Below are 25,893 nucleotides of genomic sequence, written 5' to 3' on the forward strand. Positions count from 1 at the left end.
GGGTGACCGCTACCGCAGGTGGTGGCGGGCGAAGAAGCGCATCACGATCGGCGTCGCGTCCAGCGGCGCCGGGGTGGCCGAGTCCAGGTTCGGGCTGGTGCTCGGCCACGCGTGGCCCATGCCGTCCACCTTGTAATGGACCAGCTCAGACCCTCGGTCGCACCCGCGCCAGCGGCTGATTTCGACCTTGCCCTCGGTCCGTACGGCCGGACGGGCCTTGCAGCCGTCGCGGTCCGCCCAGCCCGCCAGCCACTTGGGAATGGGCGGCAGGCCCTTCGCCGGAACCCCCGCGTACGGGATCGTCGTGTCGGCCGTGCCGTGGAAGTCGACGATCGGCGCGGGCCGCCGCGGATGGCACGCGCCGCCCTGCGGGTAGAACGCGCCGGACGCGATCGCGAACGCGGCGATCCGGCCGCTCATCCGGCACGCCAGCACACCCGTGAAGCCACCGCCGTTGGACTTGCCCGAGGCGTAGATCCGGCGCGGGTCCACGCACAGGTCGCGCTGGAGCCGGTTGAGCAGGTCGCTGGTGAACAGCACGTCGTCGGCGGACGCGGAGTAGGGCGCGCCCGTCCAGGCGCTCTCGCCGTCGGTGCCGATGAGTCCCTGCGGGTAGACGACGATGGCGTTCGTCCCGGACAGCCCGGTGAGCTCCTCCTGGTAGGCGGAGGTGCGCTTGTGCCCGTGGAACGACAGCACGAGCGAGTAGTGCCGCCCCTTCCGGTAGTCCTTGGGAAGGTGCACCGTGTAGCTCCGCGCGATGCCGCCCGAGGTCGTGGTCTGGGCGAACGTCTCGCCCGGCTTGCCCGGCGGCGTCTTGCCGCACCCGGTCGTTCGTACGGGCTTGTCGATGACGCCCTGAGCAGGCGCAGCGGACGCCGTCGCCGAGGCGGCGATCAGGCCGCCCGCCGCCAGGCCGCCCGCCGCCAGAGCGGCCACGCCCAGCGGAAGTGTCGCTCGCTTCATGATCACACGCCCACCTTCTCGGTGTCGGGTTCCTCCCGAGGCGCGGGCACGGTGTCGTCGTCCAGAAGGGTGGCCTCGTTGAACGGGCTTTGACCCGAGAACACCCGCTCGGCCTGGGCCCGGTCGAACTCGCCGGTCCAGTTGCCGATGAGGACGCACGCCACCGCGTTCCCGGCGAAGTTGGTGAGCGCGCGGGCCTCGGACATGAACCGGTCGATGCCGACCACGAAGCCGACGCCGTCCACCAGCTCCGGGCGGTGCGACTGGAGCCCGCCCGCGAGCGTCGCCAGGCCCGAGCCGCTGACACCGGCCGCGCCCTTGGACGCGATCATCAGGAAGAGCAGCAGCGTGATCTGCGAGCCGATCGACAGCGGCTTGTCCATCGCCTCGGCGATGAAGATCGTGGCCATCGTCATGTAGATGGCGGTCCCGTCGAGGTTGAACGAGTACCCGGTCGGCACGGTGAGGCCGGCGACCGGCTTGCTCACGCCGAGGTGCTCCATCTTGGCGATCAGCCGGGGGAGCGCGGTGTCCGACGAGGAGGTCGACAGGATCAGCAGGAACTCGCGGGACAGGTAGCGCAGCAGCATGAGGATGTTGATCCGCGCGCCGAGCCACAGCACGGTGCCGAGCACGACGAACACGAACAGCGCGCACGTGATGTAGAAGCCCGTCATGATCACCGCGAGGCTGCGCAGCGCGGCCCAGCCGGTCTCGCCGACCACGGCGGCCATCGCGCCGAACGCGCCGATCGGGGCGGCCCACATGACCATCGCCAGGACCCGGAAGACCAGCTTCTGGATCACCTCGACGCCGCGCAGGATGGGCGCCCCCGCCGGTCCCATCCGCTGCAGCGCGAAGCCGACCAGCAGGGCGATCAGCAGCGTCTGCAGGACCTGGCCCTCGGTCAGCGCGGACACCGGGGTGGTCGGGATCATCCCGAGGAGGAAGTCGACGGCGCCCTCGGAGCCCTCGGCGGACGCGTGCGCCTTGGCGGTCGAGGCGGCGGTGAGGTGCAGGCCCGAGCCCGGGTCCAGCATGTTGCCGACGACCATGCCGATGAGCAGGGCGAACGTCGACATCACCAGGAAGTAGCCGAGCGCCATCAGGCCGATCTTGCCGACCTTGGCGGCCTTGGCCACCGAGCCGATGCCGACGACGATCGTGCAGAAGATGATCGGCGAGATCATCATCTTGATCAGGTTGACGAAGCCGGTGCCGAGCGGCTTCAGCTCCTTGGCGAAGTCGGGGGCGGCGAAGCCGACCAGGATGCCGAGGAGCACGGCGGCGATGACCGCCAGGTACAGGTAGTGGACCGGGTCGCGGCGGCGGGCCGGCGCGGGCGGCGGTGTGGGCGGGGACGTGGCGGCGGAGTCGGCCATCGGGGGTTCCTGCCTTCCTGGGCTGGTTGACGCGCCCCGACTATCCGGCCTTGTGTGACCCGGGTCACCTTTGTGTACATTTCGTTCACGTACGAAATGCCTGATGGAGGTGGGTGGGGAGAACGAGGACCAACGGTGCCGGCCGGCTGACGGCGCACGTCAGGCGCTGGAGCCTGGCCCGGCAGCTGCTCGCGCTGCAGGCCGGGATCGTCGCCGTGCTCGTCGTGATCGGCGCGACGCTCGGCTATCTCGACGCGCGCCGTTCGGCGGACGCCCGGGCCACCGCGACCGTCAGCGTCGTCGCGACCACCCTCGCCGACGCCCCGGATCTGCGGGCCGCGCTGGCCACGCCCGACCCGAGCGTGCGGCTCCAGCCGTTCGCCGAACGGGTCAGGGCCGACACCGGCGTCGACTTCATCACGATCATGAACCCGCAGGGCATCCGGTACACCCACCCGAACCCCGCCGAGATCGGGCACCGGTTCCTCGGCAACACCAGCCGGGCGCTGGCCGGTCACCCGTTCACCGAGACCTACACCGGCACGCTGGGGCCCTCGGTCCGGACCGTCACCCCGGTCTTCGACGACTCGCACCGGGTGGTCGCCCTGGTCGCGGTCGGGATCACCGTGCACGCCATCTCGGCCGAGCTGCGCAACCGGCTCCTGGTCCTGGTCGCGGTGGCGATGGCCGTGCTGGCCGCCGGGATCGCCGGCAGCTACCTGGTCAGCAGCCGGCTGCGCCGCCAGACGCGCGGGGTCGCCCCCGACGAGCTGCGCGGCATGTTCGACTACTACGAGGCGATCCTGCACGCCGTCCGGGAGGGGCTGGTGCTGGTCGGGCGGGACGGCCGGATCGTGCTCTGCAACGACGCGGCGCTGGACCTGCTCGACCTGACCTCCGACCCGCGTGGCCTGGCGGCCGACGCGCTGGGGCTGCCCGCCGAGCTCACCGAGGCCCTGGTGTCGGCCGAGCCGCGCTCGGACGAGATCCACGTGGGCGACACCAAGGTGGTGGTGGTCAACACCTCGCCGGTGCTGTCGCACGGCCGCCCGATGGGCAACGTCGTCACGTTGCGCGACCACACCGACCTGCAGGAGCTCACCGGCCGCCTCGACACGGCCCAGGGGTTCGCCGAGGCGCTGCGTTCACAAGCGCACGAGGCCTCGAACCGGTTGCACGCGGTCGTCTCGCTGGTCGAGCTCGGCCGGACCGAGCAGGCCGTGGAGTTCGCGACCGCCGAGCTGGAGACCGCCCAGCAGCTCACCGACCGCGTCGTCGGCGCCGTCACCGAGCCGCTGCTGGCGACGCTGCTGCTCGGCAAGGCCACCACGGCCAGCGAACGCGGCGTCGAGCTGGTCATCGCCGACGACACCGCCATGGACGGCATCGAGGGCGCGATCGAGCCTCGCGACCTGGTCACGGTGCTGGGCAATCTGATAGACAACGCCGTCGACGCCGCGGCCCTGTCAAGCCCGGCGGGCGCGGAACGGGCCGAGCCGCCGCGCGTGACGGTGAGCGCCCGCACGGAGGACGGTGAGCTGGTGATCGAGGTGGCCGACACGGGCCCGGGCGTGGAGCCCGGCGCCGTCGAGACGATCTTCCGGCGCGGCTGGACCACCAAGTCGGCGGACGGCCCCGTCGGCCGCGGCCTCGGGCTCGCTCTGGTGGGCCAGGTCGTCCGCCGCCACCGCGGCGCCGTCGAGGTCCGCCGCGAGGTCGGCGCGGTCTTCACCGTACGGCTCCCGCTCGCCAAGGTCGGGTCGGCATGATCCGGGTCCTGGTCGTGGAGGACGACCCGGTCGCCGCCGAGGCGCACCGGCAGTACGTCGAACGCGTCGCCGGGTTCGAGGTCGCGGGCGTCGTGCACTCGGGCGCGGACGCGCTGCGCTTCTTCAAGCGCGAGCAGGCCGACCTGGTCCTGCTCGACTTCTACCTGCCCGACACCCACGGGCTCAAGGTGTGCCGGGCCATGCGGGCGGCGGGCCACCCGGTCGACGTCATCGCGGTCACCTCGGCGCGCGACCTCACGGTGGTCCGCGCCGCCGTGTCGGTCGGCGTCGTCCAGTACCTCCTCAAACCGTTCACCTTCGCCTCGCTGCGCGACAAGCTGGAGCGCTACGCACGCTTCAGGGAGAGCGCCGCGAGGTCGGGGGAGGTCACCGGCCAGGCCGAGGTCGACGGGATGCTCGCCACACTGCGCACCCCCAACCAGCAGGCCCTTCCGAAGGGCCTCAGCGGCGAGACGCTGCAGGCCATCACCGACGCCCTCAGCGAGGCCGCCGACGGGCTGTCCGCGGCCGCGGCCGCGGACCTGACCGGGGTCTCCCGGGTCACCGCCCGCCGGTACCTGGAGTACCTCGCCGACAACGGGCTCGCCCTGCGCAAACCCAACTACGGCCAGGTCGGCAGGCCCGAGGTCCGCTTCGTCACGCCACCGGCCGACCGGTGACCGCGCCTCACTTGGCCGACTGGGCCGCCTCTTCCTTGGCGTCCGTCTTGGCGTCCGTCTTGGTGTCGGCCTTGGTGTCGGACTTGGCATCGGCGTCGGAGTCGAAGGTCTCCTCGTAGCGGTCCTCGCCGCCCTCCTTGAGTGCCTTCTCCTCTTCCTCGACCGCCTCGTCGTGCGTCTTCACGACCTCGCTGTCGCGGATCTCGCCGCGCCAGCCCTCGACGTCCTCGGGGTTGAGCAGGCTCTGCGTCATGACGTGCCGGCGGAAGTGCTTGAGCTCCAGCCGCGCACGACGCCCCTGCGCGCGCCACAGGTTGCCGGTCCGCTCGAAGAGCCCCTGCGGGTGGTACTCCAGCACGAGCAGGACGCGGGTGAGGTTCGGCGCGACGCGGTGGAACGACACGGCGCCGTCCACGTGCCCCTTGGGCGCCTTGGAACGCCACACGATGCGCTTGTCGGGAAGCTGCTCGACGATCGTGGACTCCCAGGTCCGGTTGGACCAGAAGATCTTGGCCTTCCAGTGCAGCTTCTCGTCGTCGGCCTGGTCGACGCTGACGACCTTCTTCATGAAGGTCGGGAAGTCCTGGAACCGCGTCCACTGGTCGTAGACCAGCCGCCGCGGCGCGCCGACGTCGACCTCTTCGATGATGTTGGTGACCTTCAGCTTCTTGCCGCCGGTCTGGCCACCGCCCTTGCCGCGCTTGAACAGGCGCGCGAAGAAGCCCTGCTTCTTCTCGCCCTCCTGCCCTTCGTCCTGCTGCTCGTCCTGGTCCTGCTCGTCCTGCGCCTCGACCTGGTCGGACGCGTCGGCGTCGGCGTCCTTGTCCTCGGTACGCGCGGGTGAGGACGAGCCGGAGGAGCTCTCGCCGCCGTTGCTGTGGCGACGCTCGTTCAGGCGGCTCGCGGCCTTGGTGGCGGCGACGGCAGCGCCCATGCCGACCAGCGCGCCGCCGGCCGCGCCGGCGGTGCGTCCGCCCGGGATGTGCACGTTCTTGAGCGCGTCGGTGGGCAGGTTCTTGGCGATGCGGCCCATGGTGGACGTCTTGTGTCCCGGGAGATGTGCCGCGATCTTGTCAGTGGGCAGTTTCATGATCTGAATACCTCGTACCTCCGCCGGATTCCGGCAGTCACGATGCGGGTTGATGGGGCCTGACGACCTCGCTGTCACGGATCACGCCGCGCCAGCCGTCGATGCCGTCCGGGTCGAGCACGCTCTGGGTCATGACGTGGCGGCGGAAGTGCTTCAGCTCCACGCGCGCACGCCGTCCCTGGGCGCGCCACAGGTTGCCGGTGCGCTCGAACAGCCCCTTCGGGTGGTACTCCAGGACCAGCACCACGCGGGTCAGCTCGGGGTCGAGCTCGTGGAAGCTCACCGTGCCGTCGACATGCCCCTTCGGTGCCTTGGAGCGCCACACGATGTGCCGGTCGGGGAGTTGCTCGATGATGGTCGACTCCCAGGTCCGGTTGGACCAGAAGATCTTGGCCTTCCAGTGCAGTTTCTCGTCGTCGGGCTGGTCGACGCTCACGACCTTCTTCATGAACGTGGGGAAGTCCTGGAACCGCGTCCACTGGTCGTAGACCAGCCGCCGCGGCGCGCCGACGTCGACCTCCTCGACGATGGAGGTGACCTTGACCTTCTTGCCACCGCCGAAGATGCCCGACAGCACGGCCTTGAAGGCGGTCCAGCCGGCGCTCAGCACGGCGCGCAGCGGGGACTTCCCCTCCGCCAGCGCCTTGGCTCCGGCCAGTGCGCCCTTCACCAGCGGCCCACCGGTCTCGGCCTTGGCGGTGAGCCTGCGCACTGCCCGGTCGAGCATGGCCTCCCAGCGCGCGACGAGCGCGCCGAAGGCTCGTCCTTTGAGCCTGTGCCATGCCGTGCGGATGCTCAGGTAGCCCGCCGCGCCCGCCGCGGCTCCGGCGAGCGCCCCGGTCCTGAAGTTCATGTTCGCGTCACCTCATCGTCGATCCGGGTCAGTGCGCCAGCTACCCCGGCAAATGCGGACAAAACAGAGCCCCGGTTATGGCGACGCGTGACCTCCCGGACAGCGCGGTGCTTCGCGTACGGCGACGCGGGCCGGGTATAGAGCCGCCTTCCATCGAGAAGGGCGAATCCCATGTCCAACAAAGCCGCTTCCCGCCCAGGGTGGTGGAGCGTGTTCAAGCGCGTCGTCGTGGGGTTCCAGCGAGACAATCTCGCCGACTGGGCCGCGGCCCTCACCTACTACGGCGTCCTGTCGCTCTTCCCGGCGCTCATCGTGGTGGTGTCGCTGGTCGGGCTGTCGGGCGTCTCGGGCACCCAGACGCTCATCGACAACGTGCGGCAGCTGGCACCCGGCCAGTTCCGCGACATCCTCATCTCGCTGCTGCAGAACCTGCGCGGCACCGAGCCGACGGCGGGGCTGTTCGCGGCGATCGGGCTCGCGGTCGCGCTGTGGTCCTCGTCGAAGTACGTCGCCGCGTTCATCAGGGCGATCAACGCGCTGTACGACATGCCCGAGGGCCGGCCGATGTGGAAGCTCGCGCCGCTCCGGCTGCTGCTGACTCTCGCGATGGTGCTGCTGATCGGCTCGAGCGCGCTGGCGGTGACCTTTACCGGCCGTTTCGCCGAGCAGGCCGGGAAGGTGCTCGGGCTCGGCTCGGCGTTCGTGACGGTCTGGGGGATCGCCAAGTGGCCGGTCGTCCTGCTGGTCGTCATGGTCGCGATCGCGACGCTCTACTGGGCGGCGCCGAACGTCCGCCAGTCCGGCTGGCGTCTGATCGCCCCGGGCAGCGTGTTCGCGATCGTGGTGTGGATCGCCGCGTCGGCCGCGTTCGCGGTGTACGTCGCCAACTTCAGCTCCTACAACAAGACCTACGGCGCGCTGTCGGCGATCGTCATCTTCCTGATCTGGATGTGGTTCTCCAACCTGGCGATCCTGCTCGGCGCCGAACTGGACGCCGAGCTGATGCGCGTCCGCCGGATCGAGGAGGGCGTGCCCGAGGAGAGCGAGGTCTTCGCCGAACCGCGCGACACCACGAAGATCAGCGATCGCGACGACCTGAGCGACACCGGGAACTGACGACCTGAAAGCGCACCCATGTTTGCGGGCGGACGTTCGGGTACTCGAACACACATCCCCGGGGCATGGCATCACTGGAAGGACGCACGAATGGACACCCCCACGGGCCCGAGCAAGGGCACCGGCAACGACAACGGCAAGAGCACGCCGAAGTCGGAGACGACTTCTTCGACGAACTCCTCCAGTTCCTCGACGAACTCCTCCGGCTCCTCCAGGCGAGGCGCGACCCGGGCGGCGGCCGGTTCGGCGAAGGGCGCGGCCAAGCGCACGGCGCGTTCGGCCAAGGGCACGACGACCTCCGCGAAGAACACCGGCACGTCGGCCAAGAACACGAGCAGGACGACGGCGAAGACGGCCGCCAAGACCGCCGCCGGATCGGGCAGGACCACCGCCCGTTCGGCGAAGGGCACCGCCGCCTCCGCGAAGAACACGACGAAGGCGGCCGGGAGCACGGCCAAGGCCGCGACCGACACCACCAAGGCGGCGGCCAAGGACACGGCCAAGACCGCCGGGGAAGGCGTGCAGGCCACGGCCAAGCAGCTGACCGCGGTGCCGCAGAAGGTCGTCGGCCTGACGAAGCTTCTGTCGCTGCAGAAGCTCCTGCGGGTCGTCCCCGCCGCCGCGGGTGCGGCCGTCGGAACGGGTGCGGCCGTCTGGGCCGCCCGCAAGGCGCGCAAGCGCCGTTGAAGGCACTGAGAACGACACCAAGACCTACAAGGAGTGACGCACATGAGCGGGCCGATCGCCCAGCAGACTTCGGGTACCAGCACGGTTCAACGAGGTGGCGGGGGTGGCGGCGGGGGAGGCAGCAGCCTCGCCGACGTCCTTGACCTGATCCTGGAAAAGGGCCTGGTCATCGACATCTACGCCCGGGTCTCCCTGGTGGGGATCGAGATCCTCACCATCGACGTCCGGATCGTCGTGGCGAGCGTGGACACCTACCTGCGGTTCGCCGAGGCGGTCAACCGCCTCGACATCGCCCACGACGGCACCTCCAAGGGGCTGCCGCAGATGATCGACGACATGACCGAGTCGGGCGCCCGCAGCAAGACCAAGGGCGCGCTCGAGGGCGCCGGAGAGAAACTGAAGGACGCCTTCGGCTCCTCCGACGAGGAAGAGGAGAAGCAGCCGGCCCGTTCGCGCCGGAGCAGCAGCCGCAGCAAGAAGGAGGAGGACGAATGACCGCCCCCCTCTACATCTACGGAGTCGCCCGCGCGGGCACCGACGTTCCCGGCGACGCCAAGGGCCTGGACGGCCATCCGGTCGAGCTCGTCGCCCACGGCGACGTCGCCGCGGTGGTCAGTGAACTTCCGGCCGGACGCCCGCTGGGCGAACGCGCCGACCTCATGGCCTACCAGCAGGTCCTCGAAGCGCTGCTGGTGGCGGGCGCGGTCGTCCTCCCGTTCCGCTTCGGCGCCGCGCTGAACAGCCGCGAGGCCGTCGAGCAGGAGCTGCTCGCCGGCAACGCCGGCCGGTTCAAGGAGATCCTCGACCAGCTCGAGGGGCGGCTGGAGATGCGGCTCAAGGGCACCTACGTGCAGGAGAACGTGCTGCGCGAGGTCATGCAGCAGGAGCCCGCGATCGCCGAGCTGAACGAGCGGGTCCGCGACGTCCCGCCCGACGCCGCCGACGCGGCGTACTACGACCGCGTCCGGCTGGGCGAGCTCATCGCGCAGGCGCTGGACGCACGCCGCGAGGGCGATGCCCGCGCGCTGCTCGAACCGCTGGCCCCGGCCGCCGTGGCGGTCTCGGCGAAGACGCCGGCGCGCGAGGAGGACGTGGTCGACGCCGCGTTCCTCATCGACCGTGCCAAGCAGGACGACTTCGTGCAGGCGGTCGAGGAGCTCGGGCAGGCGCACGCCGGGCGGATCCAGCTGCGGCTGATCGGCCCGCTGCCGCCCTATGACTTCGTGCCGGAGGGATGAGCCATGGGTCTGTTCAGCGGCCTGGTGACCCTTCCGCTCGCACCCGTGCGCGGCGTGGTCTGGCTGGCCGAGGTGCTCCAGGAGGAGGCCGAGGGCCGGCTGTACGACCCGGGAGCCGTCATGGCCGAGATGCAGCAGCTCGCCGACGCGGTCGCCGCCGGTGAGATGACCGAGGAGGAGGCGGCCGAGCGTGAGGAGGAGCTGATCCAGCGCCTCACCATCGGCCGCACTCGGACTCAGGGAGCCTGAGATGTTGAGCGCAGCCGACGCCGCCAAGGCAGCCGTCCACCACGTCACCGAGCTCACCGGCCGCGACGCCGAGAGCGTGATCGGGGCTGAGCGGCACGACGACGGCTGGCGCGTCACGGTCGAGATCGTGGAGATCCACCGGATCCCCGACTCCGCCGACATCCTCGCCGTCTACCAGTGCGACGTCGACGGCGACGGCGACCTGGTCTCCTACCGGCGCCTCCGCCGCTACACGCGCGGCCAGGTCGGCCGAGAGAACTAGAGGAAGTGAGAACGTGACGGACGACATCTCCTGGACCGGGGCCCGCTCGCCGGCCCGTTCGATGGCCGAGGCGCGCGGCGGCACCACCAACCTGGCCGACCTGCTCGAACGCATCCTCGACAAGGGCATCGTCATCGTCGGCGACATCCGGGTGAACCTCCTGGACATCGAGCTGCTGACGATCAAGCTGCGGCTGCTGGTCGCCTCCGTCGACCGCGCCAAGGAGATGGGGATCGACTGGTGGGAGCACGACCCGTCGCTGTCGTCGCGCGCCGCGCGGCGCCAGGAGGTCGACGGCCGCGGCGAGCACGAGCGCGTCCTTGAGGAGAACGACCGCCTCCGCGAGCGCATCGCCGCTCTGGAGGCGGGTGACGGGACCAAGAAGGAGGTGGAACGGTGACCGATACCGCCGTCTACCTGTACGGCGTCGCGCGGGACGTGGAGAACGCCCGGATGATCGGCGTCGCCGGGGTGAGCGGGTCGCCCGTCCGCGCCGTGTCCGCCGCCGGGCTGACCGCGCTGGTCAGCACCGTGCGGACCGACGACTTCGGCGAGGAGGCGCTGCGCGTCAACCTGGAGGACCTGACGTTCCTGGAGGAGACCGCGCGGGCGCACCACGACGTGGTCGACCGGGCCGCGCGCTGGGCGCCGACCGTTCCGGTGCGGATCGCCACCCTCTACCGTGACGACGCCCGCGTGGCCGAGGTACTGGTCGAGCGCAAGGAGACCTTCGGGCGGGCGCTGGACAGCATCACCGGCCGTTCGGAGTGGGGCGTGAAGGCCTACGCCTACCCCGACGCGGAACCCGAACCCGAGCCGGAACCCGAGCCCCAGCCCGGCGGCGGGACCGGGACGGCCTACCTGCGCCGCCGGCAGGCGCAGCGGAACCGGGTCGAGGACGGCAGCCGCCGGCGCATCGCGCAGGCCGAGGCCGTGCACGCCGAGCTGGCCGACTACTCGGTCGCCAGCAGGCAGCACCCGGCGCAGGACCCGCGCCTGTCCCAGCACGAGGGCGTCCAGATCCTGAACGTCGCCTACCTGCTCGACGAGGCCCAGGTGGACCCGTTTTTGGCCGTCGTCCAGGACGTCGACACGCGCCTGCCCGGCATCGGCCTCGAGGTCACCGGGCCGTGGCCGCCCTACTCCTTCATCGACGAGACCTGATGACCGTCACCGTCGACACCGGGTCCGGGCCGGGGAGCGTGCCGGCCGAGCGCGTCGCGCTGGTCGACCTGCTGGACCGGCTGCTGGCGGGCGGCGTCGTCATCGCGGGCGACGTCGTCATCACCATCGCCGACGTGGACCTTGTGCACGTGTCACTGCGCGCCCTCATCACCACGGTGCGCGAAGAGCTCACCAAGGAGGTCCCATGACCCCCGAAGGTTCCCTGCCGCAGGGGCATCTGCCCCAGGAACGGGACGCCCCGATGGCCGCGCGCCCGATCCGTTCGACGCCCGGCTCGACGGGCGTGATGCAGCGGATCCGGTCCGACCCCGAGAACGTCGAACGGGACCTGGTGAAGCTCGTCCTCACGGTCGTGGAACTGATCCGCCAGCTGATGGAACGGCAGGCGATCCGCCGCGTCGAGAGCGAGACGCTCACCGAGGAGCAGGTCGAGGAGGTCGGGCTGGCGCTGATGCGGCTCGAGGAGGCCATGGCCAAGCTCAAGGATCACTTCGGCCTGGACGCCGCCGACCTCAACCTCGACCTGGGCCCGCTCGGCCCGCTCCTGCCCGAGGCGTAGGTCAGAGGGGACGTCAGAGGGGACGTCAGCCGAGGCTGATGCCGCGCACGATGTCGGCCGCGTACTCGCCGCGCTCGGGGATCTCGCTCTCGCCCATGAGCAGCCGGTTGAACGCGTAGTTGATGCAGGCGCCGATGAGCAGCCGGGCGACCGCGCCGGGCTCGACACCGGCTCCCACCCCGCCGGCGTCACGCTCCAGGCGGAGGTAGCGCGCCACGTTCTCCTCCGCCTGGTGCTGGCCCATGCCGCGCTTCAGGAGGACCTGGCGGAGCCGGGCGACCTGCAGGGGATCGGCGATCACGGCCAGCTTGGCGGCCAGGATCTGGCAGTAGAAGTCGATCGTGGCCCGGGCCGCGTCCCGCAGGTTCTCCCGGACCGTACCCTGACCGACCCGCCCGAGCACCTCGGAGACCGTTCCGACGTAGACCGGCAGCCGGTCCTGGAGCAGCGCGAGGTAGAGGTCGAGCGCCGAATGGTCGGTCGGGAGCTGTAGCCGGGTCGTGTCGCTGACCACTTCCACCACGCGGCGGCGGACGTCATCGGCGGCGGGTCGGGATCTCCTGAGGCTTTCGGTGTTCGCTTCTGTAATCACGCGATCCGCAGGCATGTTTCCCATAGGGCTAGAGAACGGGCGGCTTCGAGATAGGACTGTTTCACACACCACGCGGAGACGCCATCAAAGACATAACACTCCGGGTGTTTTCTTTCGGGCATTCCGGCGGTTCTGTTTGAACCACTCCGACCTCCCAGACGTATAGCTTGTGTGTCTGTGTGGGGGACGACCTGACGACGTTCGGCCGCCCGAAGCACGCACCGGAAGAGACCCCGGGCGACTTCGGCGAGCCTGAAGAGAAGAACGGCGGGGACGGCGCGGCCGGAACGGGGCGCTCGCGACCGAGGCTGCGCCGCGTCGCCGGCTGGACGGCGACCGTTTCGGCGTGCCTGCTCGTCGGTTTCGCCCTGCTCGCGCCGAGCGAACTCGGCCGCTATTCGCCCGGGGCGTTTCTGCGCGTCCCGGTGGAGGCGATCGCCGGTGTCTGCGTGGTGCTCCTGCTACCGGGCAGGGCACGAAAGCCCGTCGCGGCGCTCGTGGGCGCCTTTCTGGGCCTGCTGACCATCGTCAAGGTCACCGACATCGGCTTCGACTCGGTTCTGGCGCGCAAGTTCGACCCGATCCTGGACTGGGTGCTGGTACGGCCCGCCGTGGAGTTCCTCGACTCCTCCATGGGCGAGACCGGGGCGACCGTCGTGGTCGTCGGGGTGGTCGTGCTGGCCGTGGCGGTCCTGGTGCTGATGACCCTCTCGGCCGTACGGCTGAGCGGCATCGTCGCGCGGCACCGGATGGAGGCAATGCGTGCGGCGGCGGCGCTCACGGTCATCTGGCTGGTCGGCGCCGCGTTCAGCGCGCCGCTCGCCTCCTACGGCGCCGCCCACCTGGCGTTCGACCACGCCAAGCAGGTCACCCACAGCTTCCAGGACCGCGAGGAGTTCGCCAAGCAGGCCTCGGTGGACGCCTTCCGGAACACCCCTGGTTCGCAACTGCTGACCGGCCTGCGCGGCAAGGACGTCGTGCTCGCGTTCGTCGAGAGTTACGGGCGCAGCGCCGTCGAGGACCCGTCGATGGCGCCCGCGGTCGACGCGACGCTCGACGACGGGACGCGCCGCCTGGCCGCGGCCGGCTTCTCGGCGCGCAGCGGCTACCTCACCTCGCCCACCGCGGGCGGCGGGAGCTGGCTCGCGCACTCGACCCTGCTGTCCGGGCTGTGGATCAACAACCAGCAGCGCTACCGTGCGGTGGTCGCCAGCGACCGGCTGACGCTCAACAAGGCGTTCCAGCGGGCCAGGTGGCGGAGCGTCGCCGTGGTCCCGGGCGTGACCAGGACCTGGCCGGAGGGCCGGTTCTTCGGCTACGACAAGATCTACGCCGACCGGGACATGGGCTATCACGGGCCCAACTTCAGCTGGGCCACGATGCCCGACCAGTACACGCTGGCGGAGTTCCAGCGGACCGAACGCGCCAAGCCCGGCCACGCGCCGCTCATGGCCGAGATCCCGCTGCTGTCCAGCCACATGCCGTGGGCGCCCATCCCGCACATGATCGGCTGGCAGGACGTCGGCGACGGCTCGGTCTACGACAGCATGCCGGGCCAGGGGGAGAAGCCCGACGTCGTCTGGCGCGACCCCGGCCGGGTCCGCACCGAGTACCGCCGCTCGATCCAGTACTCGGTCGACAGCCTGATCTCCTACGTCGAGAAGTACGGCGACAAGAACCTGGTCCTGGTCTTCCTGGGCGACCACCAGCCCGCCCCGATCGTGACCGGCGAGGGCGCCAGCCGGGACGTGCCGATCACGATCGTCGCCCACGACAAGGCGGTCCTCGACCGCATCTCGGGCTGGGGCTGGCAGGACGGCCTGAGGCCGGGCCACGACGCCCCGGTGTGGCCGATGAGCGCCTTCCGCGACCGGTTCCTGACCGCCTTTTCTTGATCCTGTCCGTCCCGCTCGTTCCCAGGCTCACTCTTGACGTCTCAAATGAACACTCTTTTAATTTGAGGTATGGGCCGGATATCGGGCGTCACCGCCGCGGAGACCAGGGAACGGCTGCTGCGCGCCGCGGCCGACGTCTTCGCCGACCGCGGCTATGACGGCACGCGCGTGGCCGACATCGCGGCGGCCGCGGGCGTCAGCAACGGCGCCCTCTACGCCCATTTCGACTCCAAGGCGAAGCTGCTGGTGGCGGCGCTCGGCGCGCACGGGCGACGGCTGCTGGCCGACCTGCTCGCCGAGGATCCGGACCGTTCGATAACCGAAGTGCTCCTGATCGCCGGGCGTTCCCTCCCGCACGGGCGGGACGTGCGCGGCAACCTCATCGTCGAGGCGCTGGTGGCGGCCCGGCGCGACGACGACGTGGCCCGGCAGATGCGCGACTACATGGGCGAGAAGGCCGACTGGCTGGCCGGGCTGGTGACCGCGGGGCAGCTCGCGGGCGAGCTCGACCCCGCCCTGTCGCCCAAGGCGCTCGCGCAGTTCTGCCTGCTGCTGGCGATGGGGAGCGAGCTCGTCACGCCGGACCTGCACGCGGTCGACGACGGGGAGTGGACGGCACTGCTCACCCGCGTCGTCGCCGCGCTCGCACCGGCGGCGTCCACGGTGGCGCAATCCACGACACGGACGAGCACGAACCAGACGGGAGAGACGCGGTGAAAGTCGAGATCGACACGGGAAAGTGCCAGGGGCACGGCCGCTGCTACGACCTGGCACCCGGCCTGTTCGGGGAGGACGACGAGGGCTACGGGACCGTCCTCGGCGACGGCGTCGTAGCCGAGGACAAGGAACCGGACGCGCGGCTGGCCGCCGCCAACTGCCCCGAACGTGCCGTCATCGTCCAGAAGGAGGCGTGAGATGACCACCGACGACCGGTTCGGCGAGACCTTCCGGGACGGGCGCGAGGAGCGGCCGCTCGGCACCCGCAACGAGATCGTCACCGGTCCCGTCTCGGACTGGGCGACCGACTTCTCCCACCTGGAACCCGAGTGGGCCGCCGACCCGTACCCGATCCAGGACGAGCTGCGGCAGCGCTGCCCGATCGCGCACACCGACCGGTTCGGCGGCGGCTGGCTGCCGACCCGGTACGAGGACGTCGCCGCGATCGCCTACGACTCCGACCGGTTCTCCTCGCGGTCGGTCGTGATGAGCAACTTCCGGCCGCCGCCCGAGATGGCGCCGGTCGGCGCCGTGCCGCCGATCTCCTCCGACCCGCCGTTCCACCACGGCGCGCGCCGGCTGCTGCTCCCGGCGTTCACCAAGTCCGCGGTCTCCAAGCTGGAGGAGTCGACGCGGGCGTTCTGCCACGGCCTGATCGACGAGGTCGAGGGCCGCGACGTCGTGGACGCGGCCCGCGACTACGCCCAGCACATCCCGACCCGCGTCATCGCCGACATGCTCGGCTTCCCGCCCGAGGACGGCCCGCGCTTCCGCGAGTTCGTGGAGAACGCGCTGGAGGGCATCAACCTGCCGGTCGACGAGCGCATCGGCCGGATGAACCTGCTGTTCGACTACCTGCTCGCCCAGATCCGCGACCACGTCGACAACCCGCGCGACGACCTCACCAGCTACCTGATCAACGCCGAGCTCGACGGCCGCAAGCTCGACCCCGACCACGTCGCCGGCACGATGTCGCTGCTGCTCATCGCGGGCATCGACACGACGTGGAGCGCGATCGGCGCCTCGCTGTGGCACCTGGCCAGGACGCCGGAGGACCGGCGGCGGCTGGTCGCCGAGCCCGGGCTGCTGCCGACCGCGATGGAGGAGCTGCTGCGCGTCTACGCGCCGGTCACGATGGCGCGGCTGGTCCGCGACGACATGCGGTGGCAGGGCGTCGACATGAAGGCCGACGACTGGATCCTGCTGTCGTTCCCGGCCGCCAACCGCGACCCGGCGCAGTTCGACCGGGCCGACGAGGTGGTCATCGACCGCGAGGTCAACCGGCACGCGGCGTTCGGGCTCGGCATCCACCGCTGCGTCGGCTCGCACCTGGCCCGGATGGAACTGCGCGTCGCGCTCGAGACCTGGCTGGAACGGATCCCGGACTTCGAGCTGGCCGACCCCGCGGCCGTGACCTGGGCGGCCGGTCAGGTCCGCGGTCCCCGGACGCTCCCGTTGACGGTGACCTTCTCCAACCTGAGGTCGTCGACGAACTGAACGACGTCGGCGGGTCCTTGATCCGCGTGAACTCGCACTCGCAGAGCCGGACATGGGCGAGATGGTCGGTCTCCAGGCCGACCAGGTCGAGGACCCTGGCGGCGCCGTCCAGCGTCGTAGACGCAGCCGCGCGTCACCGGCCTGGTCGCCCGTGATTCGTCTGATGTGTCACCGGGGTGTTGAACGCGGCTTGAGGCGGGTGGCCGGGAGGGCGGGTGCGGGGAGACGCTGCGGGGTGCCCTCATAGCCGTCGATCCGCCCGAACTGGTCGGACTCGGCCTCCCAGGCGTTCCGGAAGGCGACGATCTCCTCGTGGCCGCGGCCCACGAAGTTCCACCACATGACGAGCTCCTCGCCGAACGGCGGCCCGCCGAGCAGCAGCATCCGGGCGGGCTCGTCCGCCGGGTTGGCCAGCGTGAGGTCGGACGTCCCTGGCTCCCGGTAGCCGAGGTCGGCGGGGGCAAGGTCCGTGCCCGCCATCGTCACCGCGCCGCTGTCGAGGAGTACGCCGTGCTCGAACGAGGGATCGACCTCCAGGGTGACCTCCGCCCTCGGCTGGAGGGTCAGCTCGGCGCCGAGCAGCGGTGTGAACGTCCGTACCGGCGAATCACTGCCGGCGAGCTCGCCGAGGAACACCCGGGCAGTCGCGCCGTCCAGCTCGACCAGCGGCGGGGCGTAGTGCTGGAAGTCGCGCGGGCCGTGGCGGGCGGCGTCCGGCAGCGCGACCCAGAGCTGGACCCCGTGCAGCGTCCGCTCCCGCTCGGTGGACACCTCGGAGTGGCAGATGCCCTGCCCGCTGGTCATGATGTTGAGCTCGCCCGGCCGGATCAGGGCGTGCGAGCCGAGGCTGTCGCGGTGTTCGACCTCCCCGGCGAACAGCCAGCTGACGGTCTGCAGCCCGGTGTGCGGATGCGGCGGAACGACCATGCCGCCGGTGTCGGTGATGTCGTCAGGACCGTAGTGGTCGGCGAAGCACCACGCGCCGATCAGCGACCGGGCGCGCTGGGGGAGCGTGCGCCGAACCCGCATGGCGCGGACACCGCCGAGCGGCACCTCCCGGGCCTTCAGCACCTCGACCGCGGGCCCCTCCGGGCCGTCGGGCTCACCGCACACCGTTTCGACAGGCTTGGCTTCGAGGTTGCTCATCGGGTTCTCCTCAATCTGCGCACGACGACTGTGCCGCTGCCATCAGACCAGGAGAAGGCCGTTCGGCCTAACAACCCGAGCCTCGGTGCGGTCAGCTGTTGCGGATTGCGGTGGCCAGGCGGTTGAGCGCCTCCACGTAGATCTCGGAGAACGTGGGGAAGGGCTGGATGGTGTCGCGGAGGACCGCCAGCGGGATCCGGGCGCGGATCGCCAGGGTCGCCTGCTGCAGCCACTCACCGGCCTCGGGGCCGAGCGCGTAGGCGCCGACGAGCCGTTCACCGTCGGACAGGATCGTCAGGAAACCGGTGCCTCCGGCGCGCGAGTAGGCGGCGGCCTTGGCCACCTCCGAGACCGGGACCGTGGCGCTGTACCTGCCCTGGGCGGCGCCGACCGAGGCCGCCTGCGGGTCGGTGTAGACGACGTTCGGGACGGCGTCGTAATTGGCCTCGCGCACCTCGCCGAGGATGTTGGAGGCGACGACCTCGCCCTGGTACTTCCCGACGTGGGTGAGCAGGCGGACGCCGGTCGCGTCGCCGATCGCCCAGAGGCGTTCACCGGCCCGCAGCCGCTTGTCGACCGGGATCCCGTGCGCGTCCGCCCGTACGCCGACCGTCTCCAGGCCGAGCCCGGTCACGCGCGGCCTGCGCCCGGTGGCCACGAGCAGCCGTTCGCCGCGTGCCTCGCTGCCGTCCTCGAGCGCCAGAACGTAGTCGTCGCCCTCGAGGCGGGCGCCGGTCGCGTGGACTCCCGTGATCACCTCGATGCCGTCCGCCCGCAGCACCTCACCGAGCGCCTCGCCCAGGGGAGCGGGCTCGCGGCCCAGCACCCTGGCGCCCGCGACGAGAACGACCTCGCCGCCCAGCCGCCGGACGATCTGCGCGATCTCGATGCCGACCGGCCCGGCGCCGAGGACGACCAGGCGCGCCGGGACGTCCTTCATACCGGTCGCGTCGCGGCTGGTCCAGACGCCGCCGAGCTCGCGCAGACCCGGAACGTCGGGGATCACCGGATCCGAGCCCGTGGCCAGCACGACGTCCTGAGCGGTGTGCCGCACGCCGTCGACCTCGACGACGCCGGTGCCCGCGAGCTTGCCGGTGCCTCGCAGCAGAGCGACGTCCTTGCCCGCCAGCCAGCGTTCCTGCCCGGCATCGGAGTAGTCCGACACCATGTAGTCACGCCAGGCCAGCGCGGCCGCCACGTCGACCTGGGCATGGGCCGCCGCGTCGTTGGCGCCGTGCACCGCCTCCCCGGGGCGCAGCAGCGTCTTGGACGGGATGCACGCCCAGTAGGAGCACTCGCCCCCGACCAGATCGCGTTCGACCAGCGCCACCCGCAGCCCGCCGTCGGCCAGCGCGCCGACGCAGTGCTCGCCCGGCGAGCCACCGCCGACGACGATGACATCGAAGTCGGTCATGGGGACCTCCTCACGGTCGGCGACCTCACGGCCCGGCGACCTCGCGGCCAGGGACAGCGTCATCCTCACCCGAGGAACCGCAGATGAAAAGGGGTACTAGGTCCCATCGACCATGGCTCTTCACGAACCCTCTGATTACTGTCGGTAACCAGGGGCAGGAAGGAGCGGGTCGGATGTGCCGGCTATTCGCCATGACCACTGGTGGACCGCGAGTGGAGACGTCGTTCTGGTTGCTGGAGTCGTCCAGCAGCCTCACCCGGCTCAGTCATCAGCAGCCCGACGGGACCGGCCTCGGCTGGTTCTCTCTGGGCGACGAGCCCGTACGGGACAGGGCGCCGGTCGCGGCGTTCGAGAACGACGACTTCGCCTCCGCGGCCAGGCATGTCATCTCCCACACGTTCGTCAGCCACATCCGGTACGCGACGACCGGCGCGCTCGACGTGCACAACACCCATCCGTTCGACATCAATGACCGGCTCTTCGCGCACAACGGCCTCGTCCAGGGGCTGGACCTCATCGACTCGTGGCTGACCGACGTCGACCGCGCCCACGTCGAGGGCAGCACCGACTCCGAGCTCGTCTTCGCGTTCATCACCGCTCAGATCAAGCGGCACGGCGACACGACCACCGGACTGATCGAGGCCGTCCGGCGGCTGGGCGCACGGGTGCCGATCTTCTCGCTGAACCTCGTCCTCGCCGAGCCCCGCAAGCTGTGGGCACTGCGCTATCCCGACAACCGCGAGCTGTGGGCGCTGTCGCCCGAGGGCGGCGGTTTCGGCTCCACCCGTTCACTCGGCACCGGCGACGTACGCCTTGAGGTGGGCCCGAAGGTGCCGGCCTATCTGGTGGCCAGCCAGCCGCTGGACGACGACCCCGACTGGCGCCTGCTGGAACCGGGCGAACTCCTGATCGTGGACGGGCTGGAGGCCACGTCCCTGTTCCCGTTCGACGAGCCCGCCCGCACGCTGCGCCTCGAAGACTTGACCGGCGCGGACGGGGCGTTCGCCTTCCACCCCGAGGGAGTCGCATCGTGACCACCGAGCAGCTGATCCAGACCGACGGCCCGACCGGCGACCCGACCGACGCCGACTTCCAGATCAGCCCGGCCGGCATGACCCACAAGGCACGCCATGCCGCGCTGGACAAGCTGTCGGCCTACTACGACCGGCGTGCTCCCCGCGCCATGGGCTACCAGGTCCGCCAGGGCCTCTCCGAGGCGCAGACGCTCGGCCGGTTCCTGCGGCACCACATCAACAACGCGGGCGACCCGTTCGTGGACGGCCGCTTCACCGTCCACTCACGCTGGCTGGAACGCGCGGTCCTGGATTACTACGCCCGCCTCTGGCACGCCTCGATCCCCGCCGACCGGAGCAACGCCTCCGACGAGGACTACTGGGGCTACGTGCTGTCGATGGGCAGCACCGAGGGCAACCTCTACGCGCTCTGGAACGCCCGCGACTACCTCGACGGCAACGCCCTGGTGGGGGACCGCATCACGATCGGCGACGGCGAGGTCTCCCGAACGACCTACACCCGCGCCTCACACCCCGACGACGGCCCCAACGCCTACACGCCGGTGGCGTTCTTCTCGCAGGACACCCACTACTCCCACCTCAAGGGCATGAACGTCCTGGACATCGCCGCGTTCTACGACATGGGCGCGGACCGCTACCCGGGCGAGTGCCCCCTGACCTCCCCAGGGACGCAGACGGTCGCCGGCTGGCCGGTCGGTGTCCCCTCGACCGGCGGCGACGACGGCCCCGGAACGATCGACATCGACGCCCTGGCCGCGCTCGTCGATTTCTTCGCGGCCAAGGGCCACCCGATCCTGGTCTGCTTCAACGTGGGGAGCACGTTCAAGGGCGCCTGCGACGACGTGGAAGGCGCCTGCGCGAGGCTCCGCCCCATCTTCGAGAAGCACGACCTCGTCCGCCGCAAGGTCCACTACGACCCCGCCGACCCGAACGTCTACGACATCCGCGACGGCTACTGGATCCACGTGGACGCCGCGCTCGGCGGCGCGTACCTGCCCTATGTGGAGAAGGCCCACGACCTCGGGCAGCACCCCTGGCGGCCCCCGGTCTTCGACTTCCGCGTCCCCGAAGTCGCCTCGATCGTCACCAGCGGCCACAAGTACCCGGGCGCGCCGTTCCCCACGGGCGTCTACCTATCCAAGATCGGCAGGCAGATCTCCCCGCCCAACGACCCGGCCGTCATCGCCTCCCCGGACACCACCTTCGCGGGCTCCCGCAGCGGCCTGGCGGCCATCGCCATGTGGAACCACCTGGCCCGCCGCTCGGAGGTCGACCACATCACCGAGATCGTCAGCGCCCTCCGCCTGGCCGACTACGCCGCCGACCGACTGCGCGACCTGGGCCCCCACCTGGAGGTTGGTCACACCCCCAACTCCCTCAGCGTCTGGTTCCGCCAGCCCGCCGAACAGGTGGTGGACGCCTACTGCCTGGCCTGCGTCCCCCTCAATGTGAACGGCGTGCAGCGCGACTTCAGCCACATCTACCTGATGCCCCACGTCACCCAGCAAGTGATCGACGAGTTCGTGGCAGCCCTGAAGGCCGACGGCTACCCGGCCGGCGCTGCCGGCCGCAAATGTGTTTGACGTGCGCTTACCTTCGGCGATCGGATGATGCGTCATGAGCGCGGGTCAGATGCACGCCGACATGGTCCCGATCGATGAGGGTCTGGTGCGGCGATTGGTCGCCGCGCAGTTTCCGCAGTGGGCGGAGCTGGGTCTGGAACGGTTTCCCTCCGGCGGCACGGTGAACGCCATGTACCGGCTGGGCGAGGACATGGTCGTTCGCCTGCCGCTGGTGGAGGCCGGGGTCAAGGGCGTGTCGCTGGAGCAGGAGTGGCTGCCTCGCCTCGCGGGCCGACTGCCCACGGCCATTCCCGAAGTCCTCGGCGCCGGCGATCCCACCCACGAGTATCCGTTGCCGTGGTCGGTGTACCGGTGGCTGGAGGGCGAGAACCCCGAGGCCGGGGCGGTGCGAGACTCCAAGCTGGCTGAGGACCTGGCCGCGTTCGTGACGGTAATGCGGGGCATCGTCCTGCCGGGAGCGCCGAAGGCCTACCGAGGCGGCCCGCTCACTCTGCTGGACGCGTCGACCAGCGCGGCGATCGAAGAACTGCGCGGGATCCCGCAGGAAGGCATCGACTGCGATGCCGTGGCCGCCGCTTGGGAGGACGCTCTCGCGGCCCCGGACTGGGACGGGCCGCCGGTGTGGCTGCACGCCGACCTGATGCCGGGCAACCTCCTCGTGGACGACGGCAGGCTGACCGGAGTGATCGACTTTGGATGCACGGGCATCGGCGATCCGGCCTGCGATCTGTTCCCGGCGTGGAATCTGCTGCCGACCGATGCACGGGAAGTCTTCCGCCAAGCGCTCGGAGTGGACGACGCAACGTGGAGGCGCGGACGAGGGCGGACGCTGTCCCAGGCCCTGATCGCGCTGCCGTACTACCGCACGACCAACCCGGCCATGGCGCACAACGCCCGACACGTCATCCGGACGGTCCTGGAAGAGGGCTGAGGCATCCGAACTCATCCGGTACGGGTGATCTCCGCCGGGCGCTGACGGTCGAGGCTGTGCCCCATCGACCTCAAAGGTCGATCATCGTCGTTGCCGCCCGGTCAGAGAGGACAAGCCCACCCATGAACGGCTGGCTCATGTGGGGACTCATTCTTCCCGTACTGCTCGTTGTCGCAGGCATCATCACGATACGGCGCCGGAACAACGGTCGCTGACCCGCCGCGGGCTCCGGAGATCGCGAAAGGGCGGGTCTCGGTCATCCTGGGGATCGGCGGAGAGGAGCCGTGATGACCCTGACGATGAGCGTGGCCGAGCGGGAGGCGTTTCTCGCCGGCACGTACGTGGGCATCTTGAGCGTCGCGGACGAGGCGGGCCGGGCTCCGCTGGCGGTGCCCGTCTGGTACGCCTACGAGCCGGGCGGCGAGATCACCTTCATCACCGGCCGGGACAGCCGCAAGATGGCCCTGATCCGGGCGGCGGGACGGGTGAGCCTGGTGGTGCAGGAGGCCGCGCCGCCCTATTACCGGTATGTCTCGGTGGAGGGGACCGTCGTGGCGTTCGAGGAGCCGGCCCGTCTGCAGGACCGCCGCGAGCTGGCCGAGCGCTACCTCGGCGCCCAGGACGGCGCCCGGTACCTGGAGTCGAGGAAGGACGTCGCCGAGACGATGGTGCTGACGCGGGTGCGACCGGAGCGCTGGTACACCCGCGATTACGGCAAACAGTCCGGCTGACGATCCTGGTGGCTCAGCGTTCGAGGCCGGTGGTCACATCTGGCGGGCGAGGTTGCCGGCGGCTTCGACGGCCAGATCGATGGCTTGGATCGCCAGTGGTGACTGGGTGCGTTTGGCGTGCCAGTGCAGGTACATCTCGCGCGTGGGGGACGGCTGCAGAGGGTGGAGGCTGAGCTGGTCGTCGGACCAGGCGTCGCAGCCGTAGAGGGCGAGCCATGGCAGCACCGCCGAGCCGATGCCCGCGCGGACCATGGACAGGATGGTCTCGTGACCGGTGGTCCGGAACACGATCCGCGGCCGTGCACCTGCTCGGGCGAGTTCCCGTTCCAGCCAGGTCTGGTGGAACGTGAGAGGCCAGGCGACCATCGGGGCATCGTCGAGCAGCTTCGCCCGTACGGGACCATCGGGGTGGGCGCCGACGCCGGTCACCAGGAGGTACGGCTCGTCGAGCAGCTTGACGTGCTCGGTGTCGCCTTCGATCGGGCCGTCGTGGAACAGCAGGTCGAGGTCCCCAAGCTGCGGATCGTTTGCCTGGACGTCCGACAGCCTGATGTCGCAGCCGGGATGTTCGTCCAGCAGCCGGCGTATGACGTCCGGCAGGATCAGGTTGGTCACGCTCTGGAAGGTGCCGATGTCGATCCGGCCGTTGCCCGCCCTGAAACGATCGACGGCGTCGTTCAGGAGTTCGGCCTTGGTGAGCAGGTCGCGGCCGTGGGCCAGGACCACCTCGCCGAGGGGTGTGATCCGTACCGGCCTGGGACCGCCGGGCCGGTCGAAGACGGCGCCGCCGACGGTCTTCTCCAGCGCGGCGATCTGCTGGCTCACCGACGACTGGGTGTAGCCGAGCCGTTCGGCCGCTCGCCCGAACGTTCCCTCCTCCGCGATGGCGGCCATGGTCCTGAGGTGGCGCAGTTCGACATCGGTCATGACATCGAGCATAAGCGATAGCGATCGCTTTGATCGGAAACAATCGCTTTTCTTGATGGGCTTACGTTCCTAGAGTCATCGACATGACGATCTACGGAACACCCACGGCGGCGGCCGGGCGCACGCGATCGGGCCTGCCGAACCTGGTCTGGGCCCTGGCGGCGACGCATTTCGTGAGCCGCGCCGGCGGGGCCGTGCAGTCGTTCCTCGTGCTCTACCTGACGCAGGAGCAGCGGCTGACGCCGACGACCGCGGGCGCGGTGGTGGCGGCGGTCGGGGTCGGCGGCATCGGATCCCAGGTGCTCGGCGGCTGGCTGGGCGACCGGATCGGCCGGCGCCACACCATGCTGGCGGGGTTCCTGGGCACCGCCGTGGCGATCGTCGCGCTCGGCTCGGCCACGACGTTGCCGGCGATCTGGGCGGCGGCGGTCGGCGTCGGGCTGATGGCGGACCTGTTCCGCCCGGCCGGGTCCGCCGCGGTGGCCGACCTCCCGCCAGGCCAGCGGGTCCGCGCCTTCGGGGTGCTGTTCTGGGCGACCAACCTCGGCTTCTCCGTCGCCACGGTCAGTGCCGGGGCGCTGGCCCGGAACGGGTACGGACTGTTGTTCTGGATCAACGCCGCGGCCTCGGTCCTCGCGGCGCTGATCGTGTGGCGCCGCGTTCCCGAGACCCTTCAGCCGGCATCGCGGCAGGCCAAGCGGGCGCTGCTGCCGGTGCTCCTGCGCGACCGGCTGATGCTCGCCATGGTGGTGATCCACGTCGGCTACTTCACGCTGTTCCTGCAGATGTTCGCGACGCTGCCGCTCGTCATGGCGGCCGATGGTCACGGCCCCGCAGCGTACGGCACGCTACTGGCGCTGAACGGGATCTTGATCGTCGCGGGCCAGCCGCTGGCGGTACGGCTCCTCGCAGGCCGCGACCCCGGCACGGTGCTGGCCGCGTCGATGCTCCTGGTCGGCATCGGCGTCGCTTCGGTCCTCACCGTGCACAGTGACGCCGGCCGTGCCGCGTCGGTCGTGGTGTGGACGCTCGGCCAGATCGGCATCGCCGTCATGTTCGGCGCCAGCTTCGCCGGCCTCGCACCGGAAGGCCTGCGCGGCAGGTACATGGGCGTCGCCTCCGCCACCTGGAGTGTCGGCGCCATGCTCGGCCCGCTGGTCGGCACCGTACTGCTCACCCATGCCGGACGAGGCGGCCTGGCGGTGGTCTCCGCGATCGCCGGGATCGCTCTCTTCGCCGGCCAGCAGGCGCTCGGCCCGGCGCTCCGCTGCCGAACCACCGCGCAGGACGGACGACGTCCATCCGTTCGCTGCGCATCGTCCCGCTCGAACCGGCTCGCGTACGCGAGCTGACGATCCACCACACTGACACGAACGAGGGAGAGATCAAG

Annotated in this window: 29 protein-coding genes; 21 read left to right on the forward strand and 8 right to left on the reverse strand. The window is 70.5% G+C overall.

All coding sequences use genetic code 11. The annotated features are described in order from the left end of the window. Nucleotides 1-9: 9 nt before the first annotated feature. Together J4573_RS26640 and J4573_RS26645 are read right to left on the reverse strand one after the other, a co-directional pair. Nucleotides 10-966 carry a CE1 family esterase gene (locus J4573_RS26640; protein ID WP_208258598.1) on the reverse strand — a complete coding sequence of 319 codons (957 nt, stop codon included), beginning with the start codon at nt 964-966 and terminating at the stop codon, nt 10-12. 2 nt (nt 967-968) lie between these two features. Further along, nucleotides 969-2,348, reverse strand: a complete 1,380-nt coding sequence (locus tag J4573_RS26645; protein ID WP_208258599.1) for a cation:dicarboxylate symporter family transporter — start codon at nt 2,346-2,348, stop codon at nt 969-971. 113 nt (nt 2,349-2,461) lie between these two features. Here J4573_RS26645 and J4573_RS26650 point away from each other — a divergent pair, with 113 nt between their 5' ends. Beyond that, on the forward strand, nt 2,462-4,117 hold the full coding sequence (locus J4573_RS26650) for a sensor histidine kinase (protein WP_307796908.1): 1,656 nt from the start codon (nt 2,462-2,464) through the stop codon (nt 4,115-4,117). Next, nucleotides 4,114-4,797, forward strand: a complete 684-nt coding sequence (locus J4573_RS26655; RefSeq protein ID WP_208258600.1) for a response regulator — start codon at nt 4,114-4,116, stop codon at nt 4,795-4,797. The genes J4573_RS26650 and J4573_RS26655 overlap by 4 nt, the downstream gene beginning before the upstream one ends. Nucleotides 4,798-4,804: 7 nt before the next feature. On the opposite strand, the gene J4573_RS26660 is transcribed toward J4573_RS26655, so the two are convergent. Continuing rightward, nucleotides 4,805-5,887, reverse strand: a complete 1,083-nt coding sequence (locus tag J4573_RS26660) for an SRPBCC family protein (protein ID WP_243773617.1) — start codon at nt 5,885-5,887, stop codon at nt 4,805-4,807. Nucleotides 5,888-5,924: 37 nt separating this feature from the next. Beyond that, nucleotides 5,925-6,740 carry an SRPBCC family protein gene (locus J4573_RS26665; RefSeq protein WP_208258601.1) on the reverse strand — a complete coding sequence of 272 codons (816 nt, stop codon included), beginning with the start codon at nt 6,738-6,740 and terminating at the stop codon, nt 5,925-5,927. A 210-nt stretch (nt 6,741-6,950) separates the two neighbouring features. Between J4573_RS26665 and J4573_RS26670 the strand changes: the two genes are divergently transcribed. The 10 genes from J4573_RS26670 (at nt 6,951) to J4573_RS26715 (ending at nt 12,036) form a co-directional block, all read left to right on the forward strand. Next, nucleotides 6,951-7,856, forward strand: coding sequence for a YihY/virulence factor BrkB family protein (locus tag J4573_RS26670; RefSeq protein ID WP_307796910.1), 906 nt, complete (start codon nt 6,951-6,953; stop codon nt 7,854-7,856). A gap of 90 nt (nt 7,857-7,946) precedes the next feature. Further along, nucleotides 7,947-8,543: a hypothetical protein gene (locus J4573_RS26675; protein WP_208258603.1), complete on the forward strand. Its 597-nt coding sequence runs from the start codon at nt 7,947-7,949 to the stop codon at nt 8,541-8,543. Nucleotides 8,544-8,585: 42 nt separating this feature from the next. After that, entirely contained in the window at nt 8,586-9,038 is a 453-nt protein-coding gene (gene gvpJ, locus J4573_RS26680) for a gas vesicle protein GvpJ (RefSeq protein ID WP_208258604.1), read from the forward strand. After that, nucleotides 9,035-9,781, forward strand: coding sequence for a GvpL/GvpF family gas vesicle protein (locus J4573_RS26685; protein ID WP_208258605.1), 747 nt, complete (start codon nt 9,035-9,037; stop codon nt 9,779-9,781). Before gvpJ ends, J4573_RS26685 begins: the two co-directional genes overlap by 4 nt. 3 nt (nt 9,782-9,784) lie before the next feature. After that, nucleotides 9,785-10,030 carry a gas vesicle protein GvpG gene (locus J4573_RS26690; protein ID WP_208258606.1) on the forward strand — a complete coding sequence of 82 codons (246 nt, stop codon included), beginning with the start codon at nt 9,785-9,787 and terminating at the stop codon, nt 10,028-10,030. A 1-nt stretch (nt 10,031) separates the two neighbouring features. Next, nucleotides 10,032-10,292 carry a gas vesicle protein GvpO gene (locus J4573_RS26695; RefSeq protein ID WP_208258607.1) on the forward strand — a complete coding sequence of 87 codons (261 nt, stop codon included), beginning with the start codon at nt 10,032-10,034 and terminating at the stop codon, nt 10,290-10,292. Nucleotides 10,293-10,305: 13 nt separating this feature from the next. Continuing rightward, on the forward strand, nt 10,306-10,692 hold the full coding sequence (locus J4573_RS26700) for a gas vesicle protein (RefSeq protein WP_372442891.1): 387 nt from the start codon (nt 10,306-10,308) through the stop codon (nt 10,690-10,692). Next, nucleotides 10,689-11,456: a GvpL/GvpF family gas vesicle protein gene (locus J4573_RS26705; protein WP_208258608.1), complete on the forward strand. Its 768-nt coding sequence runs from the start codon at nt 10,689-10,691 to the stop codon at nt 11,454-11,456. The genes J4573_RS26700 and J4573_RS26705 overlap by 4 nt, the downstream gene beginning before the upstream one ends. Further along, nucleotides 11,456-11,665, forward strand: coding sequence for a gas vesicle protein (locus J4573_RS26710; protein WP_208258609.1), 210 nt, complete (start codon nt 11,456-11,458; stop codon nt 11,663-11,665). Before J4573_RS26705 ends, J4573_RS26710 begins: the two co-directional genes overlap by 1 nt. Then, entirely contained in the window at nt 11,662-12,036 is a 375-nt protein-coding gene (locus J4573_RS26715; protein WP_208258610.1) for a gas vesicle protein K, read from the forward strand. Before J4573_RS26710 ends, J4573_RS26715 begins: the two co-directional genes overlap by 4 nt. Nucleotides 12,037-12,061: 25 nt before the next feature. Here J4573_RS26715 and J4573_RS26720 read toward each other — a convergent pair whose 3' ends face one another. Continuing rightward, nucleotides 12,062-12,550: a hypothetical protein gene (locus J4573_RS26720; protein ID WP_208258611.1), complete on the reverse strand. Its 489-nt coding sequence runs from the start codon at nt 12,548-12,550 to the stop codon at nt 12,062-12,064. A 257-nt stretch (nt 12,551-12,807) separates the two neighbouring features. On the opposite strand from J4573_RS26720, the gene J4573_RS26725 reads away from it, so the two are divergent. From J4573_RS26725 to J4573_RS26740, 4 genes are all read left to right on the forward strand, one after another. After that, nucleotides 12,808-14,523, forward strand: a complete 1,716-nt coding sequence (locus J4573_RS26725; RefSeq protein WP_208258612.1) for an alkaline phosphatase family protein — start codon at nt 12,808-12,810, stop codon at nt 14,521-14,523. A gap of 69 nt (nt 14,524-14,592) precedes the next feature. Continuing rightward, nucleotides 14,593-15,240, forward strand: coding sequence for a TetR family transcriptional regulator (locus J4573_RS26730; RefSeq protein WP_208258613.1), 648 nt, complete (start codon nt 14,593-14,595; stop codon nt 15,238-15,240). After that, nucleotides 15,237-15,437, forward strand: a complete 201-nt coding sequence (locus tag J4573_RS26735; RefSeq protein WP_208258614.1) for a ferredoxin — start codon at nt 15,237-15,239, stop codon at nt 15,435-15,437. The genes J4573_RS26730 and J4573_RS26735 overlap by 4 nt, the downstream gene beginning before the upstream one ends. A gap of 1 nt (nt 15,438) precedes the next feature. Further along, nucleotides 15,439-16,737 carry a cytochrome P450 gene (locus J4573_RS26740; protein WP_208258615.1) on the forward strand — a complete coding sequence of 433 codons (1,299 nt, stop codon included), beginning with the start codon at nt 15,439-15,441 and terminating at the stop codon, nt 16,735-16,737. A 168-nt stretch (nt 16,738-16,905) separates the two neighbouring features. Here J4573_RS26740 and J4573_RS26745 read toward each other — a convergent pair whose 3' ends face one another. Together J4573_RS26745 and J4573_RS26750 are read right to left on the reverse strand one after the other, a co-directional pair. Then, nucleotides 16,906-17,883: a pirin family protein gene (locus tag J4573_RS26745; RefSeq protein WP_208258616.1), complete on the reverse strand. Its 978-nt coding sequence runs from the start codon at nt 17,881-17,883 to the stop codon at nt 16,906-16,908. Nucleotides 17,884-17,974: 91 nt separating this feature from the next. Beyond that, complete coding sequence (locus tag J4573_RS26750) at nt 17,975-19,297, reverse strand: dihydrolipoyl dehydrogenase family protein (protein ID WP_208258617.1); 1,323 nt, start codon at nt 19,295-19,297, stop codon at nt 17,975-17,977. A 173-nt stretch (nt 19,298-19,470) separates the two neighbouring features. Here J4573_RS26750 and J4573_RS26755 point away from each other — a divergent pair, with 173 nt between their 5' ends. The 4 genes from J4573_RS26755 to J4573_RS26770 all read left to right on the forward strand — a co-directional run bounded on the left by J4573_RS26755 (nt 19,471) and on the right by J4573_RS26770 (nt 23,576). Further along, complete coding sequence (locus tag J4573_RS26755) at nt 19,471-20,331, forward strand: class II glutamine amidotransferase (RefSeq protein WP_208258618.1); 861 nt, start codon at nt 19,471-19,473, stop codon at nt 20,329-20,331. After that, nucleotides 20,328-21,914, forward strand: a complete 1,587-nt coding sequence (locus J4573_RS26760) for a pyridoxal-dependent decarboxylase (protein WP_208258619.1) — start codon at nt 20,328-20,330, stop codon at nt 21,912-21,914. Before J4573_RS26755 ends, J4573_RS26760 begins: the two co-directional genes overlap by 4 nt. Nucleotides 21,915-21,963: 49 nt before the next feature. After that, nucleotides 21,964-22,845 (forward strand): aminoglycoside phosphotransferase family protein, encoded by an 882-nt coding sequence (locus tag J4573_RS26765; protein WP_243773619.1) that lies wholly within the window; start codon nt 21,964-21,966, stop codon nt 22,843-22,845. 287 nt (nt 22,846-23,132) lie between these two features. Continuing rightward, nucleotides 23,133-23,576: a pyridoxamine 5'-phosphate oxidase family protein gene (locus J4573_RS26770; RefSeq protein ID WP_208258621.1), complete on the forward strand. Its 444-nt coding sequence runs from the start codon at nt 23,133-23,135 to the stop codon at nt 23,574-23,576. A gap of 33 nt (nt 23,577-23,609) precedes the next feature. On the opposite strand, the gene J4573_RS26775 is transcribed toward J4573_RS26770, so the two are convergent. Beyond that, nucleotides 23,610-24,503: a LysR family transcriptional regulator gene (locus tag J4573_RS26775; protein WP_208258622.1), complete on the reverse strand. Its 894-nt coding sequence runs from the start codon at nt 24,501-24,503 to the stop codon at nt 23,610-23,612. A gap of 83 nt (nt 24,504-24,586) precedes the next feature. On the opposite strand from J4573_RS26775, the gene J4573_RS26780 reads away from it, so the two are divergent. After that, nucleotides 24,587-25,855: an MFS transporter gene (locus tag J4573_RS26780; protein ID WP_208258623.1), complete on the forward strand. Its 1,269-nt coding sequence runs from the start codon at nt 24,587-24,589 to the stop codon at nt 25,853-25,855. Nucleotides 25,856-25,893: the final 38 nt, after the last annotated feature.

This window comes from Actinomadura barringtoniae (assembly GCF_017573505.1).
In the GTDB taxonomy this organism is placed as follows: domain Bacteria; phylum Actinomycetota; class Actinomycetes; order Streptosporangiales; family Streptosporangiaceae; genus Spirillospora; species Spirillospora barringtoniae.